This is a genomic window from Stenotrophomonas sp. 86428_Sma (genome assembly GCF_056481585.1).
In genome coordinates, this window is sequence record NZ_CM151156.1 from 4,823,877 (window position 1) to 4,841,807 (window position 17,931).

The 17,931-nt window shown below is 65.7% G+C and carries 18 protein-coding genes; 4 read left to right on the plus strand and 14 right to left on the minus strand.

What is annotated here, in order from left to right:
• Nucleotides 1-154 precede the first annotated feature (154 nt).
• The 8 genes from ACZK3J_RS22125 to ACZK3J_RS22160 all read right to left on the minus strand — a co-directional run bounded on the left by ACZK3J_RS22125 (nt 155) and on the right by ACZK3J_RS22160 (nt 6,301).
• Nucleotides 155-502 carry a lipid-A-disaccharide synthase N-terminal domain-containing protein gene (locus ACZK3J_RS22125; RefSeq protein WP_005414908.1) on the minus strand — a complete coding sequence of 116 codons (348 nt, stop codon included), beginning with the start codon at nt 500-502 and terminating at the stop codon, nt 155-157.
• Entirely contained in the window at nt 502-1,224 is a 723-nt protein-coding gene (locus tag ACZK3J_RS22130; RefSeq protein ID WP_197656009.1) for a glycosyltransferase family 2 protein, read from the minus strand. Before ACZK3J_RS22130 ends, ACZK3J_RS22125 begins: the two co-directional genes overlap by 1 nt.
• A gap of 89 nt (nt 1,225-1,313) precedes the next feature.
• Nucleotides 1,314-2,279, minus strand: a complete 966-nt coding sequence (locus ACZK3J_RS22135) for an NAD-dependent epimerase/dehydratase family protein (protein WP_032128475.1) — start codon at nt 2,277-2,279, stop codon at nt 1,314-1,316.
• A 46-nt stretch (nt 2,280-2,325) separates the two neighbouring features.
• Entirely contained in the window at nt 2,326-3,066 is a 741-nt protein-coding gene (locus ACZK3J_RS22140) for a suppressor of fused domain protein (protein WP_032128474.1), read from the minus strand.
• Nucleotides 3,067-3,190: 124 nt separating this feature from the next.
• Nucleotides 3,191-4,114, minus strand: a complete 924-nt coding sequence (locus ACZK3J_RS22145) for a ParB/RepB/Spo0J family partition protein (protein WP_295579743.1) — start codon at nt 4,112-4,114, stop codon at nt 3,191-3,193.
• Nucleotides 4,114-4,911, minus strand: a complete 798-nt coding sequence (locus ACZK3J_RS22150; RefSeq protein WP_032128472.1) for a ParA family protein — start codon at nt 4,909-4,911, stop codon at nt 4,114-4,116. The genes ACZK3J_RS22145 and ACZK3J_RS22150 overlap by 1 nt, the downstream gene beginning before the upstream one ends.
• A gap of 112 nt (nt 4,912-5,023) precedes the next feature.
• Entirely contained in the window at nt 5,024-5,662 is a 639-nt protein-coding gene (gene rsmG, locus ACZK3J_RS22155; protein WP_012512505.1) for a 16S rRNA (guanine(527)-N(7))-methyltransferase RsmG, read from the minus strand.
• Nucleotides 5,663-5,701: 39 nt separating this feature from the next.
• A complete protein-coding gene (locus tag ACZK3J_RS22160; RefSeq protein WP_049399162.1) occupies nt 5,702-6,301 on the minus strand; it encodes a 4'-phosphopantetheinyl transferase family protein in 600 nt (199 codons plus the stop codon).
• An 84-nt stretch (nt 6,302-6,385) separates the two neighbouring features.
• On the opposite strand from ACZK3J_RS22160, the gene ACZK3J_RS22165 reads away from it, so the two are divergent.
• Entirely contained in the window at nt 6,386-6,637 is a 252-nt protein-coding gene (locus tag ACZK3J_RS22165) for a GlsB/YeaQ/YmgE family stress response membrane protein (protein ID WP_005411656.1), read from the plus strand.
• A 103-nt stretch (nt 6,638-6,740) separates the two neighbouring features.
• On the opposite strand, the gene xth is transcribed toward ACZK3J_RS22165, so the two are convergent.
• The 4 genes from xth to ACZK3J_RS22185 all read right to left on the minus strand — a co-directional run bounded on the left by xth (nt 6,741) and on the right by ACZK3J_RS22185 (nt 10,455).
• Nucleotides 6,741-7,523 carry an exodeoxyribonuclease III gene (gene xth / locus ACZK3J_RS22170; protein WP_478476250.1) on the minus strand — a complete coding sequence of 261 codons (783 nt, stop codon included), beginning with the start codon at nt 7,521-7,523 and terminating at the stop codon, nt 6,741-6,743.
• Nucleotides 7,524-7,706: 183 nt separating this feature from the next.
• Nucleotides 7,707-9,116 (minus strand): coniferyl aldehyde dehydrogenase, encoded by a 1,410-nt coding sequence (locus ACZK3J_RS22175; protein ID WP_478476251.1) that lies wholly within the window; start codon nt 9,114-9,116, stop codon nt 7,707-7,709.
• 127 nt (nt 9,117-9,243) lie between these two features.
• The gene (locus ACZK3J_RS22180) at nt 9,244-9,783 is read right to left on the minus strand and encodes a DUF3304 domain-containing protein (RefSeq protein WP_414578266.1); all 540 of its coding nucleotides are present in this window, start codon (nt 9,781-9,783) and stop codon (nt 9,244-9,246) included.
• A gap of 54 nt (nt 9,784-9,837) precedes the next feature.
• The gene (locus ACZK3J_RS22185) at nt 9,838-10,455 is read right to left on the minus strand and encodes a hypothetical protein (protein ID WP_414578265.1); all 618 of its coding nucleotides are present in this window, start codon (nt 10,453-10,455) and stop codon (nt 9,838-9,840) included.
• A 282-nt stretch (nt 10,456-10,737) separates the two neighbouring features.
• Here ACZK3J_RS22185 and ACZK3J_RS22190 point away from each other — a divergent pair, with 282 nt between their 5' ends.
• Nucleotides 10,738-11,403: a hypothetical protein gene (locus ACZK3J_RS22190; protein ID WP_414578263.1), complete on the plus strand. Its 666-nt coding sequence runs from the start codon at nt 10,738-10,740 to the stop codon at nt 11,401-11,403.
• 125 nt (nt 11,404-11,528) lie between these two features.
• Here ACZK3J_RS22190 and ACZK3J_RS22195 read toward each other — a convergent pair whose 3' ends face one another.
• Nucleotides 11,529-13,193: an MFS transporter gene (locus ACZK3J_RS22195; protein WP_414578261.1), complete on the minus strand. Its 1,665-nt coding sequence runs from the start codon at nt 13,191-13,193 to the stop codon at nt 11,529-11,531.
• Nucleotides 13,194-13,271: 78 nt separating this feature from the next.
• A complete protein-coding gene (locus ACZK3J_RS22200; protein WP_049399159.1) occupies nt 13,272-14,699 on the minus strand; it encodes a DcaP family trimeric outer membrane transporter in 1,428 nt (475 codons plus the stop codon).
• Nucleotides 14,700-14,944: 245 nt separating this feature from the next.
• On the opposite strand from ACZK3J_RS22200, the gene acs reads away from it, so the two are divergent.
• Entirely contained in the window at nt 14,945-16,888 is a 1,944-nt protein-coding gene (gene acs, locus ACZK3J_RS22205) for an acetate--CoA ligase (protein WP_478476252.1), read from the plus strand.
• Between the two features lie 121 nt (nt 16,889-17,009).
• A complete protein-coding gene (locus tag ACZK3J_RS22210; RefSeq protein ID WP_005420420.1) occupies nt 17,010-17,675 on the plus strand; it encodes a response regulator transcription factor in 666 nt (221 codons plus the stop codon).
• Nucleotides 17,676-17,931: the final 256 nt, after the last annotated feature.

A 17,931-nucleotide genomic window follows, 5' to 3' on the forward strand; every position in this document is an offset into this window, starting at 1 on the left:
CGGCCAACCTTGGTTGGCCCCCCAACCCAGCGCCGACCAAGGTCGGCATCTACCGTAGCGTGGCAGACCGGGGCTCCGGTAGCGGCCAACCTTGGTTGGCCCCCAAACCCAGCGCCGACCAAGGTCGGCAGCTACCGGATGAGGCCCCGAAGACCTAGTGGCTGGCCTTGTCCCGCTTCCAGCCCCGGTGCTTGATGTCGAGCTGCAGGCTGTACAGCGCGGTGAATGCCGGGAACAGGTTCTGCAGCACGCCTACCGAGTCCTGCTTGGCCGAGAACAGGAAGTAGCTCAGCGTCATCAGGCTGCCAACCACGCTCATGTACCAGAACAGGCGTGGGATCACCGGCTTGCCCGCACGCTTGGAGGCGATGAACTGGACCAGCCAGCGGCCCCCGAACATCAGCGCGCCGGTATAGCCGATCAGCTTCCAGCCGGTCACATGCAGGCCGGTCCAGTACAACCAGGTCAGCGGCTGGTCGAGCCAGTGCAGCTCCAGATCCATCAACGCTCCTCCACCGCGGTGCGCTTGCTGCGGGTGATCAGCCAGGCCACGCCACGCAGGTCACGGATGCCAACCAGGGCGCGGCCGAGGTTGTTGTACTTGGAGACACCGGCGGTACGGTGGCGGTGGTTGACCGGCACGCTGGTGGTCTTCCAGCCGGCGCGCTGCATCAGCGCCGGCAGGTAGCGGTGCATGTGGTCAAAATACGGCAGGTCGAGGAACGCGCTGCGCTCGAACAGCTTGATGCCGCAGCCGGTATCGGGCGTATCGTCGCGCAGCATGCGTGCACGGATGGTATTGGCCCACTTGCTGGCCCAGCGCTTGCTGCCGCTGTCCTGGCGGTTGACGCGCCACCCGGCAAACAGCTTCACCTGCGCCTCGGCCGCATCGCGCGCCGCCAGCAGCTTGGGAATGTCGGCCGGATCATTCTGCCCGTCACCATCCAGGGTCGCGATCCACGGCGCACGTGCGTGCTTGACGCCGGTGCGCACGGCGGTGCTCTGCCCGCTCTGGTTCACATGGTGCAGCACCCGCAGTTCCGGGGTGGTCGCCTTCAGGCCCTGCAGCACCGTCAGGGTGTCATCGCGCGAGTGGTCATCGATGTAGACGATCTCGAACGGAAGCCGCCCACGCAGTGCGGCGGTGATTTCGGCAACCAGCGGGGCGACATTGTCGCGTTCGTTGAACACCGGGACGACAACGGAAAGCTCGGGTTGGCTCATAAGGCACTCGGCCAAAGGGGGACAAAGACCGCGCATTCTCCGAAGCCGAGGTTATCCGAAGATGAATCCGGCTGTGTGAGGATCCCTCCTCAGGCGCGGTCGCCAAAATACTCGCGGCACCACTGCACGACGGGGGGCAACCCTGCTTCGATCGGGGTCACCGCGTCGAAGCCGAATGCGTCATGGGCGCGCCGGGTATCGGCCATCGTGCGCACCATGTCGCCCGGCTGCATCGGCTTGTAGACCTTCTGCGCAGGGCGGCCGGCAGCCTGCTCGATCACGCTGATGAAGCGCTCCAGCTCGACCGGCGTATGGTTGCCGAGGTTGAACACCCGGTGCGGTACCGGACCATCGGCCGGATGCGCGAGCGCGCCGAGAATACCGGACACGATGTCGGAGACATGTGTGAAGTCGCGCTGCATGCGGCCTTCGTTGAACACGTCGATCGGCCGCCCGGCCAGCACCGCGCGCGAGAACAGCAACGGTGCCATGTCCGGCCGGCCCCACGGGCCATACACGGTGAAGAAGCGCAGGCCGGTGGCATGCAGGCCGTACAGCTGCGCGTAGGTGTAGGCCATCAGCTCGTTGGCCGCCTTGGTGGCCGCATACAGCGAGCGCGGCTGGTCCACGCGCTGGTCCTCGGAGAACGGCGGCGTGGCCGAATCACCGTAGACCGAGCTGCTCGACGCATACACCAGATGCTGCACGCCACGGTGGCGGCACAGCTCGAGCATGTTGACGAAGCCGACCAGGTTGCTGTCGACGTAGGCCTGCGGATTTTCCAGCGAATAGCGCACGCCGGCCTGTGCGGCCAGGTGGATCACCGCAGTCGGCTTCACTTCATCGAACAGCGCCGCCAGGCCTTCGCGATCGGTCAGGTCGAGCGTGCGCAGGTCCAGCGCCGGGCACAGCGCGGCCACGCGGTCGCGCTTGATCTGCGGGTCGTAGTAGTCGTTGAAGTTGTCCAGGCCGACCACCGGCTGGCCCGCCTCCAGCAGCGCGCGGGCGGTGTAGGCACCGATGAAGCCGGCAGCGCCGGTAAGCAGGATGGTCATGGCAGGGGCCCGGAAGCAGAAATTCAGGCCCCTGATGTTACCGGTCTCAGAACAAACCGAAACGCTTCCTGGCGACGTTGACCCGGCCCGGCTCGATCACATCGTTGATCTGCTTCGCATCGAAGCGGTCGAGCAGGGCGTCGGCGCCCTTCTTCAGCTTCAGGTCCATCTCTTCCGGATACAGCGGAACCAGGCTCATGAAGCTGATGGTCCTGCCATCCTCCAGCTCCAGCGTGGCGAAGTCCTCCGGAGCAGTCACCGGCATCAGCACGATGGCACCGTCGAAGCCTGCTCCGGGCGCATAAGGCTCGCTGGGATGGCCGTTGGGAATGGTGTGGCCGAAGCCCAGCCACGTGTCGTACTCGTGCGGCAGCCGCGCCATGCCCTTCAGCAGGCGCACCGGCCAGTAATTGCGCTCGTCCTCGAAGGCGTCCTGGGACATCGGCCAGTCGGCCGGCAGGGTCACCATCAGCTCCATGTAGCGCGGCACATCCGCGTCCACGTCGGCGGGCACGGTCATCGGCAGGTCGCTCATGCCGGAGGTGACCAGGCGCAGGTACGGGCAGTGGTCATTGGCCGGCACCACGTGCACGTCAATGTGCACCAGGTCGGAAATGAGTTCGTGCAGGACCGTGGCGATCGGTCCGAGATGGCGCTCGATATGGCCGCTGATCGCTTCGATGTGCTGCTCTTCGCCGATGGCGAGCACAAAGTCCTTTTCGCGCCGGTGCCTCAGTATCTGGGTACCGTCCGGGCTGACGTCCTCGTACTCGTATTCGTTGCTCATGTCCTGCTCCCTGGATGGGCCACGGGCCGGAGAGCAGTGCATCCCCCGGCGCGCGCGGCGGTGCGTTCCCTGTCAATTACAGGACGCGGCAGGAACAGGCCGCCCCCCTGTCTTTGCGCCGGGCTCAGCCCTGGCGCGTACGCAGCTTTTCCAGCACACCGTCCAGGGTATCCAGGTCGGTGTAATGGATGATCAGCTTGCCCTTGCCACCGCGGCCGTGGCTGATCGCCACCTTGGCCCCCAGCGATTCGGACAGTTCGGTTTCCAGCGAGGCGATGTCGGCCTGCTGCACCTTCGGCGTGGCCACCGGGCGGTTGCTCGGCACCTTGCCGGCGGCGAAGGCCTGCGCACGGCGCTCGACCTCGCGCACCGACCAGCCTTCATCGGCTGCTTCCTGGGCCAGCTTGCCGGCCAGCTCGGGAGCCAGGGTCAGCAGCGCGCGGGCGTGGCCCATTTCCAGGCGGCGGGTTTCCAGCAGCAGACGGATCGCCACCGGCAGCTCCAGCAGGCGCAGCAGGTTGGACACCGCCGCGCGCGAGCGGCCGACGGCCTCGGCGGCCTCGGCATGGGTCAGGGTGAACTCGCTGATCAGGCGCTGCAGCGCCTCGGCTTCTTCCAGCGGGTTGAGGTCTTCGCGCTGGATGTTCTCGATCAGCGCCATCGCGATGACGGTGCGGTCTTCCAGCTCGCGCACCACCACCGGCACTTCATCCAGGCCAGCCAGCTGCGATGCGCGCCAGCGGCGTTCGCCGGCAACGATTTCGTAGTTGCCCGCGGGCAGCTGGCGCACCAGGATCGGCTGGATCACGCCCTGCGACTTGATCGAGTCGGCCAGCTCGGAGAGCTTGCCCTCGTCCATCTCGCGACGCGGCTGGTACTTGCCCGGCTGCAGCTGGCCCACGGCCAGCTTGCGCAGCACTTCACCCGGCAGCGGCTCGATCACCGCAGTAGTGGCCTGCACCTGGCTGACCGCACCCTTGGGACCCAGCAGGGCATCCAGGCCACGGCCGAGGCCTCGCTTCTTGGCTGCCGGCTTGCTGCTGGTCATCAGACGGTCTCCACGGCCTTGGCGGCCTTGTTGCGTTCGTTGTTGCGGCGGATGATCTCGCCGGCCAGGCCCAAGTAGGCCACGCCACCGCGCGAGGCACGGTCGTAGCCGACGATGCTCTGGCCATGGCTGGGTGCCTCGGCCAGGCGCACGTTGCGCGGCACGATGGTGCGGAACACGCGGTCGCCGAAGTGCTCGGTGAGCTCGGCCGAGACCGCGTTGGCCAGGTTGTTGCGCACATCGAACATGGTGCGCAGCACGCCTTCGATCTCCAGCGCCGGGTTGAGGTTGGCACGTAGCGCTTCGATGGTTTCCACCAGCGCGCTCAGGCCTTCCAGTGCGTAGTACTCGCACTGCATCGGTACGATCACCGAATCGGCGGCGGCCAGCGCGTTGAGCGTCAGCAGCGACAGCGCCGGCGGGCAGTCGATCAGGATGTAGTCGTACTCGTCGCGGATCGGTGCCAGCGCGCGCTTCAGGCGCTGCTCGCGCTCGCTCTGCGCCATCAGCTGGATCTCGGCCGCGGTCAGGTCGATGTTGCCCGGCAGCAGGTCGTAGCCTTCGGCCGTCTGCACGCGCACATCGGCGGCGCTGGACTCGCCCAGCAGCAGATCGTAGGTGGAGGAGACCAGCTCGCGCTTGTCCACGCCACTACCCATGGTCGCGTTGCCCTGCGAATCCAGGTCGACCAACAGCACGCGCTTGGGTGCGTTGGCCAGGGAAGCGGCCAGGTTGACGGCGGTCGTGGTCTTGCCGACGCCACCCTTCTGGTTGGCGATGGCGATGATGCGGGCCATGCGGGTGTGCCTCGTCGACGTGTGCTGGGACCGGTCATTATGCGTACAACCGGGCCCTTGCGGAAATCGTGGATCGCCAACCTCTTGTTCCACAAGGGGCTGGCGACGGGAATCAGGGACCTGTAACAGTGACCAGGTGGCGTTCGCCGGCCAGGCCGGGCACGCTCAACGGGGTCACCTCGCGCACCTGCCAGCCAGCCGGCAGCTCCGCGATCTCTTCATGCGGGTAGACGCCCTTCATGGCCAACAGCACGCCGCCGGGGCGCAACAGATGGCCACCGACGCGGACGATGCCGGCCAGGGTGTCCATCGCACGCGCGGTCAGCTGGTCGTAGTGGCCAGCTTCGTCCAGCGCCTCGGCGCGCGATTCGGCCACGCGGGCATTGCCCAGACCGAGCTGGCGCACGGCCTCGCGCATGAAGCGCGCCTTCTTGCCGTTGCTCTCCACCAGGGTGACCTGCAGGCCCGGGCAGGCGATCGCCAGCGGGATGCCGGGCAAGCCGGGGCCGGTGCCGAGGTCGGCCAGGCTGCCATCGGCCACGAACGGCTGCATCGCCAGTGAATCGAGCAGGTGGCGGGTGACCATCTCCTGCGGATCGCGGATGGCGGTGAGGTTGTAGGTGCCGTTCCAGCGGTGCAGCAGGGCCAGGTAACGCAGCAGCGGCGGCGCCAGCGCGGCGTCCAGGCCCATGCTGGCCAGGCCCTGTTCCAGCGTGGCAGCCACGCTGGCGGGAAGTGGGTGTTCGCTCATGCCGCCATTATCGCCGGTTTTGCGCGCTGATTCCCCGCTTCAGTGTGGATACCAGGCCAATGCCGCACGGAACTGGCCGGTGGCCTGCCATTCGTGCAGGTGCCAGCGCGCGGCCTCGCCCAGTTCCGGGTCGCACCAGCGCAGGTGCAGGGCGCCATCGGCCCCCGGTGCCAGCTGCAGGCGGTGCAGGCCGAACGAGATGCCCTGCCCGTGCGCCTTCAGGATGGCCTCCTTGACGCACCACACGCGGAAGAACCAGTGCTCGCGCCCGGCCTCGTCCAGGCTTTCCAGCCAGGCCACTTCCTCGGGGTGGAAGAAGCGCTGCACGATTTCCAGAAGACGCGGCCGCGGGCGCAGCAGTTCCAGGTCCACGCCCAACCGCACGCCCTCGCCCAGCGCCACCAGCAGCACCTCGCCGCTGTGGCTCCAGCCGGTGCCGTAGTGGGCCAACGCGCCGCTCAGCTCCGGCCGGCCCTTGTCATCGCGGACCAGCGGCAGCGTGTCCGGGTCGGCGCCCAGCGCCTGCGCCAGCACCTGCCGCGCCTGCGGTTCGCCGCGGTGGCCCGGCACGTGCGGGCGCCGCCAGACCGTCACCGGACCGAAGCGCCACGGGCCGTCAAGGGTGGCTGGCAGGCTCATCCGCACGCGCCCATCACGCAATTGCACGACGGGTTCACGGCCGTGCGCGTCAACTGGTCACAGTTCCCCACCGGAGGTTCGATCATGGGCATCATCATCTGGCTGATCGTCGGCGGCATCGTAGGCTGGCTGGCCAGCATCATCATGAAGCGCGATGCCCAGCAGGGCATCATCCTCAACATCGTGGTCGGCATCGTCGGCGCGCTGATTTCCGGCTGGCTGTTCGGCGGCGGCATCAACGAAGCGATCACCATCCGCACCTTCCTGTTCTCGCTGATCGGTGCGGTGATCCTGCTGGCAATCGTCAACCTGTTCACCCGCAAGAGCATACGGTGATCTGATGGTAGTGCCGGCCGCTGGCCGGCAGACGTTTCAGAACGGGCCCGGCAATCGTCGGGCCCCGTTCTGTAGAGTCGAGCTTGCTCGACTGCATGGGAGATCAGTCGAGCAAGCTCGACTCGACTTCCACCCACGCCGGCGCATGGTCGCTCGGGCGTTCCCAGGTACGCGGCTCGCGGTCGATGCCCGAGGCCACCGCGCTGCCCTTCAGCGCATCGGAGACCAGGGTCAGGTCGATGCGCAGGCCCAGGTTGCGGCGGAAGCCGGCCGCACGGTAATCCCACCAGCTGAACACACCGGCCTCGTCGTTGTGCAGGCGGAAGCCATCGTGCAGGCCCAGCTGCAGCAGCTTGTTGAGTGCGCCGCGCTCGGCGGTGGAGGTCAGGATGTGGTTTTCGTTCCACACCTCCGGGTCGTGCACATCGCGCGCGTCCGGGGCGATGTTGAAGTCGCCCATCACGATCAGCTTCGGGTGCCGCTGCAGTTCTTCGGCGATCCAGGCATGGACCGCTTCCAGCCAGCGCAGCTTGTACTCGTACTTGTCGGTGCCGATGTCCTGGCCGTTGACCACGTACAGGTTGATCACCCGCAGGTCGCCGAAGGTACCGGCGATGACGCGCTTCTGCTCGTCCTCGAAGCCGGGAATACCGATCTGCACGTCCTGCGCCGGCTCACGCGACAGCAGCGCCACGCCGTTGTAGGTCTTCTGGCCGGCGAACACGCTGCGGTAGCCCGCGGCGATCAGCGCCGAATCGGGGAACTTGTGGTCCTCCAGCTTGGTTTCCTGGATACCGACGATGTCCGGGCCGAAGTCCTTGAGCCACTGCTCCAGGTGCGGCAGGCGGACATTGAGCGAATTGACGTTCCACGAGGCGATCTTCATGGGGGCATTCTACCCGGGTGGGCCTTGATGGGCGCCCCTATACCCCGGTAGACGCCAACCTTGGTTGGCGCCAGCAATCACCGTGTGCCAACCAAGGTTGGCAACTACCGGTAGTGCCGGCCGCTGGCCGGCAACCCCATGAACCGTCGGCAAGACCCTGCAGTTGCCGGCCAGCGGCCGGCACTACCGAAGCAGCAGCTTCAACAACCCCGCAAGCTTCGAATACGGCGGCCGCAGCCGGTCGCTGGCCGCCCAGCGCGACTGCCACAGCACCGGCAGCCGCTTGCTCATCGCATCGAACCCGGCCCGGCCGTGGTACGCGCCCATGCCGCTGGCCCCTACCCCGCCAAACGGCAGGCCATCGGCGGCGAAGTGCAGCAGCGTGTCATTCACTGTCACCCCGCCGGCCACCACCTGGCCGAGGATGCGCTCCACCGTGGCCCGGTCATGGCTGAAGGGATACAGCGCCAGCGGCCGGTCGCGCGACAGCACGTCGGCCAGCGCCGCATCCAGATCCGGGTACGCCCGCACCGGCAGGATCGGCCCGAAGATCTCCTCGCGCATCAGGTCCAGGTCGTCCGGCGGGTCCAGCACCACAGTGGGCACCAGCAGCCGCTCGCGGTCGGCGCGCGCATCATCCACCTGCGCCAACGGAATCACCGGCACGCCGCGTTCGCGCGCCTGCGCCAGATAGCCCTGCAGGCGCCGGTACTGGCCTTCGTTGATGATGCGCGTGTAGTCGTCGGCGCTGCTGAAATCGCCGTAGCGCTCGCGTACCTGCTGCTGCAGCGCCTGCACGAACTCACGCTGGCGCGCGGTGTCGATCAGCACGTAATCCGGCGCGATGCAGGTCTGTCCGGCGTTGAACCATTTCCCGGTGGCGAGCCGCGCGGCGGCTTTGTCCAGCGGGAAATCGCGGCAGACAATCGCCGGCGACTTGCCGCCCAGCTCCAGCGTGACCGGCACCAGATGCTCGGCTGCGGCCGCCATCACCTTGCGGCCAACCGCCGTCGAGCCGGTGAACAGCAGATGGTCCAGCGGCAGCGAGGACACCGCCGCCGCCACATCCGCCCCACCCTGCACCACCGCCACGCGATCGGGCGGGAACACACTGGCCAGCAGATCGGCCAGGAATGCACTGGTGCGTGGTGTGTGTTCCGAGGGCTTCAGCAACACATGGTTGCCGGCGGCAATCGCGGTGGCCAGCGGCACCAGCGCCAGCGTGACCGGGTAGTTCCAGGGCGAGATCACCCCGACCACGCCCAGCGGCGTCGGCCGCAACTGCGCGCGCGCCGGCCACAGCCGCCAGCCGGCGCCCACCCGCTGCGGCTTCGACCAGCTGCGCAGGTGGCGGCGCAGGTGATCGATGGCCGACAGCACGCTCATGCCATCGGCCAGCTTTGATTCGGTGTGGGCGCGGTGGCCGAAGTCCTCGGCGATGGCCTGGGCCATTTCGTCCAGGCGCGGCTTCAGCGCCTCGCGCAGGCGGCGCAGGTCGGCGTCGCGCTGGTCGAGCGAAGGGCGCTGGGCCTGCCAGGCGCTGCGCAGGGTGTGCAGGAGGGCGGGAAGGTCGGCGGGGGCGGTGGTGGTCATGGGCCGATTGTAGGGTCGAGACGTGGTTGGCTCGCATGCCGACCTTCACGCCTTCGCACGGGGTCTCATTCGGACACCTCCCGACCGGCTTGCATACGTTCACCCTCGCATGCAAACCCGTCCATCACTAGGTCTTCTGCTGGTCGGTACGGTGTGCCGGGCATGACTGCGGCTCCGGCAATTGCAGCGGGGTCTTGATCGGGTACTCGGGGCTGCCGTAGGCATAACAGGAGGTGGTGACCTGAATCTCATCACAGGGCAGGAAATGCACGGTGATGCCACAGACGTCCTGGCCGGTGTAATCCGGGACGGGGACGACTTTGCTGTGCCTGCGCTTTTGCGCCAGGATTTTCTTCTCCCACTCCAGAACTTTTGACCAATCCTCTGTCCCAGGAAAATCTCCCGAGCTTCCGGCACCCGTTTCCCAGTCAACCCGCACCTTCAGCCCCGGATACCAGTGCTCTGGTGCGCCGTAGCAGCACCCTCCACCGCCACCTTGGTACGGCCCAATGATGTCAACGGCTGAACGGCCATCGACACTGAACCGGTTGATCGCCCAATGAGTGTGGTTGACGCCATAGATCGCACTGGCATCCACGGCGTAGGAAGATAAGAGCAGAGGTGGGCCAGCAAGAAATGCCAGCGCCACGCGCTTCAAAACAAACATCATTGAAACTCCATAATGTATAGCCCTCATTTCTTGTCCGAGGGCACCAATGCCCTACTCAGGCGCAAACTCCCGCCTCCAGTCACGCAGGATCTCAACGTCCCGCGCGATCAGCGCCGATTCTGCTGCGGGCGCGTCGAAGAACTGTTCGCCCGACATCGGATTTCTCCTCAGGGGGAAGTTCCGATCACCTACGAAGAAGTGGGGCGTAAAGCAGTAGGGCTCATCGCCCGACTCCGTGGGCTGCTTCACCAACGTCGCGAACACGGCATTCGTTGGAGCGCTCGGTTTGGCGGCTGAACACCACGGATGCGACGAGACGATGTCCTGAATCCGCGCACCAGCCCGACGGAACTCCGTGGTACTGAAAACCTTGCCGAGAGAGACGCGATGCACCCGAAAGGTGCCGACTTCCGGTTGCGCCTCGACAAGCCATCCTGAGTTGTCATGCGATGTGCAACCGCAGTCGCAGGTCACCAATGTTGCGCTTGGTACGGCGTTGTTCCAGGACAGCCAGACATTCTCTGTCTTGCATAGTTGTTTGATCACGGGCGATCTTTCCTCGACTCGCAGGCTTCCCTGCGGTGCCGCACCGTCGGCAGCTACATGCGTTTCTGCGTCGGGCGATGACGCTGAGACAGTGATGATCGCTGCCAGAAGTACGCTGCGCATGCCCAGATCCGATTCGATGAATCGCCCATGCTATGGGACGCACTGGCGAACAAAGGGAATTCGGGCCATTTGCGTCATAAGTTGGCAGTTCTTGCTAGAAGCCCCAGTGTTCCGTGTGGCTGGATACGTCACCTCGCACCGGTACGATTGAGTACTGGGCTGATATGTAGATTCGTACTTGTTTCATTGCTTCACGACGTCAGCGTGCTGAAGGTGGTGTCCCACCTCCAAAAACATGCGTAGATGCGACGCGTATTTGCATTTCTGACCGGATGTCTTCTCATGCCCGGAGTTTCCGATGCCAGCGAGCAGTCCATTGATGTCGCGGCAATCGATTTGAACACCGAGCACGAACACATCCCATTGGTGGGCGACAGCCTGGCCGCCGTGGTCGGCGAGCTCGAGGGCGATGCCACACCCGGTGCCAGTATTGGCAGGGTGCTCGAGGCGCTTGCAGAGAGGCTTGAGCGTTCGACCTGCCGTGTACAGACCCCTGTCAATGACAGCTCACGGTCGTCCGGCGTGATCTGCAGCGGACCCGATGTAGACAGCCTCTTCCCGTATTACACAGCATTGCGGCAGGCGAAGACACCTGCAGAGCACGATAGTCGGGGCCGTCGCTTTCTGGAAGCCTATGCCACCTTGCTCAGGGATGCACCGGATGTCGCCCTCACGCGACCGAGCGAAGACGAGGCTGCAGATGGGTTGTTACATGTGCTCTTTCCGTTCGCGGCCTGGGACGAGAAGCTGAACATTCCACGCCATGACGTGCACTTCCCATTTGTTCCTGGGTGCAACCTCGTTGTCGCCCGCGCTGCGCGCTGCCCGGAAGCCGACCAGTTGCGCAGGCAGATCCGCCAGGCAGGCGATGAGAGCGCGCAGCGTCGGTTCTGCATCGAAGCGTTTTCAAGGCGGCAGTTTGAGCAGAGCGATGGATGCCCGGAGTAGCACGTCCTGCGGTCGGGGTCAGAGCCCTTTCGCATGCGAAAGGGATCCGACTCCGATCGCCGGCACATAAACAGAAAGGCCGCGGTCTGCACCGCGGCCTCTCCTTCATCCAATGAACATCATTCCTACTTGGTGATATCCACGTCCTTGGTCTCGCGCAGGAACAGGCCGCCGATCACCACCGACATCAGCGCGATGATGATGGGGTACCACAGGCCGTAGTACAGGTTGCCGGTACCGGCCACCAGTGCGAACGAGATCGCCGGCAGGAAGCCACCGAACCAGCCGTTGCCGATGTGGTACGGCAGCGACATCGAGGTGTAGCGGATGCGGGTCGGGAACAGTTCGACCAGGTAGGCGGCGATCGGGCCGTAGACCATGGTCACGTACAGCACCAGCAGCCACAGCATGAAGATCGTGCCGGCGATGTTGATGCGTGCGCCATCGGCCTTGGCCGGGTAACCAGCGGTGGTCAGGGCGGTCTTCAGCTCCGCACCGAAGGCATCAGCCTTGGCCTTGCCGTCTTCCTTGGTCAGGCCAGCGGCTTCATACGAAGTGACGCTGGCACTGCCCACGTTCACCATCGCCAGCGAACCGGCGGCGGCGGGCTGCACGTCGTACGGCACGCCGGCCTTGGTCAGCGCGGCGGTGGCCACGTCGCAGGAGCTGGTGAACTTGCGCAGGCCCACCGGATCGAACTGGAACGAGCAGGTGGCCGGATCGGCGACGACCAGCGCCGGCGAACTGCTGCGGGCTTCTTCGATGGCCGGGTTGGCGAAGTGGGTCAGGCCCTTGAAGATCGGGATGTAGGTGATGGCCGCCAGCAGGCAGCCGGCCAGGATGATCTTCTTGCGGCCGATGCGGTCGGACAGCCAGCCGAAGAAGATGAAGAACGGCGTGCCCAGTGCCAGCGCTGCGGCGATCAGCAGGTAGGAGGTGGTGGCATCGACCTTCAGCATGCTGCTGAGGAAGAACAGCGCGTAGAACTGTCCGCCGTACCAGACCACGGCCTGGCCAGCCGCCGCACCGAGCAGGACCAGCAACATCAGCTTCAGGTTGCCGCCCTTCAGGCTGTCGCGGAACGGGGTCTTGGAGCCCTTGCCTTCAGCCTTCATCTGCTGGAACAGCGGCGATTCGCTCAGCTGCAGGCGGATCCATACCGAAATGCCCAGCAGCAGGATCGACACCAGGAACGGAATGCGCCAGCCCCAGGCTTCGAAGGCCTCGTTGCCCAGTGTCATGCGGCAGGCCAGGATGATCAGCAGCGACAGGAACAGGCCGAGCGTGGCGGTGCACTGGATGAAGCTGGTGTACAGGCCACGCTTGTCGTCCGGCGCGTGCTCGGCCACGTAGGTGGCGGCACCGCCGTACTCGCCGCCCATCGCCAGGCCCTGGGCCAGCCGCAGGATGATCAGGATCACCGGCGCGGCGAAACCGATCGAAGCGTAGTTGGGCAGCACGCCGACCAGGAAGGTCGAGATGCCCATGATCAGGATGGTGACCAGGAAGGTGTACTTGCGGCCGATGCGGTCGCCGAGGCTGCCGAAGAAGGCCGCGCCGAACGGGCGTACGAAGAAGCCGGCGGCGAACGCCAGCAGGGCGAAGATCATGCCCGTGGTTTCATTGACGCCACTGAAGAACTGCTTGGCGATGATGGCCGCGAGCGAGCCGTACAGGAAGAAGTCATACCACTCGAACACCGTGCCGAGGCTCGATGCGAAGATGACCTTCTTGTGGCCCTTGGTCAGGGTGCCCGCTGGATTGTGCGGGCTTGATGCAGTGCTGGACATGGGACGTTTTCCCTCTGTAGATGCCGGCCTTGGCCGGCATTCAATCTAGGTAGGTGCCGACCGTTGGTCGGCACTCGATCAGAAGCTGTACTTCGTGGTGAACTGCAATCGGGTGATGTCACCCTTGTTGCCGTTCTCCACTTCGCGACGGCCGTACATCAGCTCCGCACCGATATCGACCTTGGGCAGCGGCGAGTAGAAGATGTTGCCGCGGATGCTCTGCACGCTCTTGGTCACCAGCGGGCCGAGGATGCTGTCGTTGTCGTAGTCGCTGCGCGCGTAGATCAGGTTGGTGCGCAGCTTCGGCGAGAACGCATGCCGCCAGCCCACGTAACCGGCCAGCACGCCGGTGGGGTTGAGCTCGTCGCGGGCCACGTCGTAGGCGCTGTCGGCGGTGATGCCCAGGCCGATGTAGCGGGCGATGCCTTCGCCGCCGGTCAGCTGGTAGTGCAGCGAATCGCTGTCGCCCATCACCCACTTGCCGCCCAGTGTCAGGCCGCCGGCCACCTTGTCGGCCTTGGCGCCGGTGGCCTGGTTGTCGACCTTCAGCTGGCGGACGATGCCGCCGACACCGAAGGTGCCCCAGTCGCCCTTCCAGCCATAGCGCATGGTCAGATCAGGCAGGCTGCCACGGTCGGAGTTGGCGCTGGCGTTGGTCCAGGCGCCGGTGACCGGGTTGCGGGTACCGGTGAGGGTGGTGGTTTCCGGGTTTTCCAGCGCGACGCTGAAGCCACCCTGGGTGTAGCGCACCTGCGCCTGGCGCACGAAGATCACGCCGTCGGTGGGACCGACGAAGTCGACCGCTTCCGGCAGTGCGGCCGCGTCCATGAAGTTGGACCAGGTCTGGCCGGCCATCCAGTTGTTCCAGTACATGTAGGCGTGGCGCAGGGTCACACCGTAGGTATTGGTCGCGGTCTGGTTGCCCAGCGAGTTGCCGAAGAAGTCCATCTCGAAGAACGCACCGGCCTTGTTGCCCGATTCGCTCACGTTGTCGATGCCCAGGTTGAAGCGCGAGAACTTGGCGTGGGCGTTGAAATCGGTGCCCGAACGCTTGCCGCTGCCGCCGGCGCCTTCCACCGGGGTCTGGCCCGGCAGGTACAGCGAGCGGCCGGTGGCGTCGTCGGCCAGCTGGCCATCGCTGGTCTGGGTGGCGAGGAAATCGGCCTTGATGAAGCCGCCGATCTTGACCGTGGTGCCCGGCGCGGCGCCCGGGGTGATGGTGGTGACCTGGATCGGCTGCTTGCCCGCCGGCACCGAGGCGACCGGCTTCTGCTCGGCCTGCACCGTGCGGACTTCGGTCACCGCCTGCTGGGTCTGGCTGATCTGGGTCTGTTGTTGTTGCTGCGAAGACAGCAGCAGCTGGACCTGGCGTTCCAGTTCGGCAACGCGTGCTTCCAGCGCTTTCTCTTTGGCGGTCTCAGCGAACGCCATGCCCGGTGCGACCAGGGCGACCAACAGGCAGGCCGCCAAAGGTTTGCGCACGGCTTTCAACGTACGGTGGCTCATGTTGCCCTCTCTCCCAAGTGGCAAGGTGATGCCGCGCGTGGGGCACGGTCGAGCCGAGACTGCGGGGCGATTATGTATAGCGGCTATTCGCCATTGGTCGAACCCGGCCCTGCTGGGCGCTCACTTTCGACCATGGTCTAACCAGAGTGGTGACGCGGCCGGGGGTGGATGGGGCAAACTGAAGGGGATCGGTCGCTGCGATGCTGCGACCGCACATACAAAGTCAACGTGCAAGTGAGGGTGCCATGGCTGATATCTACCCCGTCGATCCGCAGTTCGCCGCCAAGGCACGCATCGACAAGACGTCGTACGAACAGCAGTACCAGGCTTCGGTGACCGACCCGGATGGTTTCTGGGGCAAGGCCGCCGAGCGCCTGGAGTGGATGCGCAAGCCGACGAAGATCAAGAACGTCAGCTACGACCTGTCCGATTTCCACATCAAGTGGTTCGAAGATGGCGAGCTCAATGCCAGCGTGAACTGCCTGGATCGCCAGCTCGAGACGCGCGGCGACAAGACCGCCCTGCTGTTCGAGCCGGATGGCCCGGATGCACCGGCGCAGCACGTGACCTATCGCGAGCTGTACGAGCGCACCTGCCGCCTCGGCAACGCGCTGCGCAATCTCGGCGTCAAGAAGGGCGACCGCGTCACCATCTACCTGCCGATGATCGTCGACGCCGCCGTGGCCATGCTGGCCTGCGCGCGCATCGGTGCGATCCACTCGGTGGTGTTCGGTGGCTTCGCACCGAACTCGATCGCCGACCGCGTCAGCGACTGCCAGAGCAAGCTGATCATCACCGCCGACGAGGGCCTGCGCGGTGGCCGGAAAATTCCGCTGAAGGCCAACGTCGATGCCGCGCTGAAGCTGCCCGGCACCAATACCGTGGAAACCGTGCTGGTGGTGCGCCACACCGGCGGCGCGGTGGACATGCAGGCCCCGCGCGACCGCTGGTTCCACGATGTGGTGGACAGCCAGCCGGCTACCTGCGAACCGGAACGCATGAACGCGGAAGACCCGCTGTTCATCCTCTACACCTCCGGTTCCACCGGCAAGCCGAAGGGCGTGCTGCACACCACCGGCGGCTACCTGCTGTACGCGGCCTACACCCATGAAGCGGTGTTCGATCTGCGCGAGGACGACATCTACTGGTGCACCGCCGACGTCGGCTGGGTCACCGGCCACAGCTACATCGTGTACGGCCCGCTGGCCAACGGCGCGACCTCGCTGATGTTCGAAGGCGTGCCGAACTATCCGGACACCTCGCGCTTCTGGAACGTCATCGACAAGCACAAGGTGAGCATCTTCTACACCGCCCCGACCGCCATCCGCGCACTGATGCGCGAAGGCGAGGAGCCGGTGAAGAAGACCTCGCGCGCGTCGCTGCGCCTGCTCGGCAGCGTCGGCGAACCGATCAATCCGGAAGCCTGGCGCTGGTACTACGAGGTGGTCGGCGACAGCCGCTGCCCGATCGTCGATACCTGGTGGCAGACCGAGACCGGCGGCATCCTGATCTCGCCGCTGGCCGGCGCGATGGACCTCAAGCCGGGCTCGGCCACCCTGCCCTTCTTCGGCGTGCAGCCGGCGCTGGTCAATGCCGATGGCGAGATCCAGGACGGCCCGACCGAGGGCAACCTGATCATCCGCGATTCCTGGCCGGGCCAGATGCGCACGGTGTACGGCGACCACCAGCGTTTCATCGATACCTATTTCCGCACCTACCCGGGCAGCTACTTCACCGGCGACGGTTGCCGCCGCGACGAAGACGGCTACTACTGGATCACCGGCCGCGTGGACGATGTGATCAACGTGTCCGGCCACCGCATCGGCACCGCCGAAGTGGAAAGCGCTCTGGTCTCGCACCCGAAGGTGGCCGAAGCGGCCGTGGTCGGCTTCCCGCACGACGTGAAGGGCCAAGGCATCTACGCCTACGTCACCCTGGTGGCCGAAGAAGCTCCGAGCGACGAGCTGCAGAAGGAACTGGTCGCCTGGGTACGCAAGGAGATCGGCCCGATCGCCACGCCGGACCACCTGCAGTGGGCGCCGGGCCTGCCGAAGACCCGCTCGGGCAAGATCATGCGCCGCATCCTGCGCAAGATCGCCGAGAACGCACCGGACCAGCTTGGCGACACCTCGACCCTGGCCGATCCGTCGGTGGTGGCGTCGCTGGTGGACGAGCGCAAGGTGCGCTGATGGCGTGACCGCAGGCGCAGGACGCGCCAGGGACGTGGCCGGGAGGAGGGACCCGGCCGTGTCCGACCCGTCCTGCACCTGCCATCACGTCGCTCTTTTTCCTGATCGATAAGCTCGACCCATGACCACCCTCCTGATTGCCGATGACCACCCGCTGTTCCGCGAAGCCCTGCGTGGGGCGGTACAGCGGGTCATCCCCGGCGTGCAGCTGTTCGAAGCCGACAGCGTGGAAGCGCTGTACGCGCTGGCCGACCAGCACAACGACGCCGACCTGGTCCTGATGGACCTCAACATGCCCGGTGCGCAGGGTTTCAACGCGCTGGTGCACATGCGCTCGCTGCATCCGCAGCTGCCGGTGGTGGTGGTGTCCGCGCGCGAAGAAGCCACGGTGATGCGCCGCGCGCTCGACCACGGCGCGCTGGGCTTCATTCCGAAGTCTGCGGATTCGGACACCATCGGCCACGCACTGGGCACCATCCTCGATGGCGAGACCTGGGCGCCGCCGGAAGCGCACAACGTGCCGCCCACCGGCAGCGAGGAACGCGAAGTCGGCCAGCGCCTGCGCGAGCTGACCCCGCAGCAGTTCCGCGTTTTGCAGATGCTGGGCGCCGGTCGCTTGAACAAGCAGATCGCCTACGACCTCAACGTGTCCGAAGCGACGATCAAGGCCCACGTCACCGCCATCCTGCGCAAGCTGGGCGTGACCAACCGCACCCAGGCCGTGCTGATGGCCGGCAAGCTGGCGATCGACGACGACGCCATCGTGCTGCCGCCGGAAGAAGACTGAAGGTAGTGCCGGCCGCTGGCCGGCAATCCCCTGAAACGCGCGACATCATCTGAACCCGCATTGGTACAAGCTGGCGATCGACGACGACGCCATCGTGCTGCCGCCGGAAGAAGACTGAAGGTAGTGCCGGCCGCTGGCCGGCAATCCCCTGAAACGCGCGACATCATCTGAACCCGCATTGGTAGGTGCCAAGCTTGCTTGGCACGCTTTTGATGGTGCACCTGCCGGCCAGCGGCCGGCACTACCAGGCACCGCT

Bases quoted from the DNA above. Each gene is read 5' to 3' on its own strand.
- ACZK3J_RS22175 (WP_478476251.1), bottom strand. From the start codon at position 9,116: ATGACCACCACCGCCCCCGCCGACCTTCCCGCCCTCCTGCACACCCTG.
- ACZK3J_RS22140 (WP_032128474.1), bottom strand. From the start codon at position 3,066: ATGAGCAACGAATACGAGTACGAGGACGTCAGCCCGGACGGTACCCAG.
- ACZK3J_RS22190 (WP_414578263.1), top strand. From the start codon at position 10,738: ATGCCCGGAGTTTCCGATGCCAGCGAGCAGTCCATTGATGTCGCGGCA.
- rsmG (WP_012512505.1), bottom strand. From the start codon at position 5,662: ATGAGCGAACACCCACTTCCCGCCAGCGTGGCTGCCACGCTGGAACAG.
- ACZK3J_RS22200 (WP_049399159.1), bottom strand. From the start codon at position 14,699: ATGAGCCACCGTACGTTGAAAGCCGTGCGCAAACCTTTGGCGGCCTGC.
- xth (WP_478476250.1), bottom strand. From the start codon at position 7,523: ATGAAGATCGCCTCGTGGAACGTCAATTCGCTCAATGTCCGCCTGCCG.
- ACZK3J_RS22195 (WP_414578261.1), bottom strand. From the start codon at position 13,193: ATGTCCAGCACTGCATCAAGCCCGCACAATCCAGCGGGCACCCTGACC.
- ACZK3J_RS22180 (WP_414578266.1), bottom strand. From the start codon at position 9,783: ATGTTTGTTTTGAAGCGCGTGGCGCTGGCATTTCTTGCTGGCCCACCT.
- ACZK3J_RS22150 (WP_032128472.1), bottom strand. From the start codon at position 4,911: ATGGCCCGCATCATCGCCATCGCCAACCAGAAGGGTGGCGTCGGCAAG.
- ACZK3J_RS22145 (WP_295579743.1), bottom strand. From the start codon at position 4,114: ATGACCAGCAGCAAGCCGGCAGCCAAGAAGCGAGGCCTCGGCCGTGGC.
- ACZK3J_RS22135 (WP_032128475.1), bottom strand. From the start codon at position 2,279: ATGACCATCCTGCTTACCGGCGCTGCCGGCTTCATCGGTGCCTACACC.
- ACZK3J_RS22130 (WP_197656009.1), bottom strand. From the start codon at position 1,224: ATGAGCCAACCCGAGCTTTCCGTTGTCGTCCCGGTGTTCAACGAACGC.
- ACZK3J_RS22125 (WP_005414908.1), bottom strand. From the start codon at position 502: ATGGATCTGGAGCTGCACTGGCTCGACCAGCCGCTGACCTGGTTGTAC.
- acs (WP_478476252.1), top strand. From the start codon at position 14,945: ATGGCTGATATCTACCCCGTCGATCCGCAGTTCGCCGCCAAGGCACGC.
- ACZK3J_RS22210 (WP_005420420.1), top strand. From the start codon at position 17,010: ATGACCACCCTCCTGATTGCCGATGACCACCCGCTGTTCCGCGAAGCC.
- ACZK3J_RS22185 (WP_414578265.1), bottom strand. From the start codon at position 10,455: ATGCGCAGCGTACTTCTGGCAGCGATCATCACTGTCTCAGCGTCATCG.
- ACZK3J_RS22160 (WP_049399162.1), bottom strand. From the start codon at position 6,301: ATGAGCCTGCCAGCCACCCTTGACGGCCCGTGGCGCTTCGGTCCGGTG.
- ACZK3J_RS22165 (WP_005411656.1), top strand. From the start codon at position 6,386: ATGGGCATCATCATCTGGCTGATCGTCGGCGGCATCGTAGGCTGGCTG.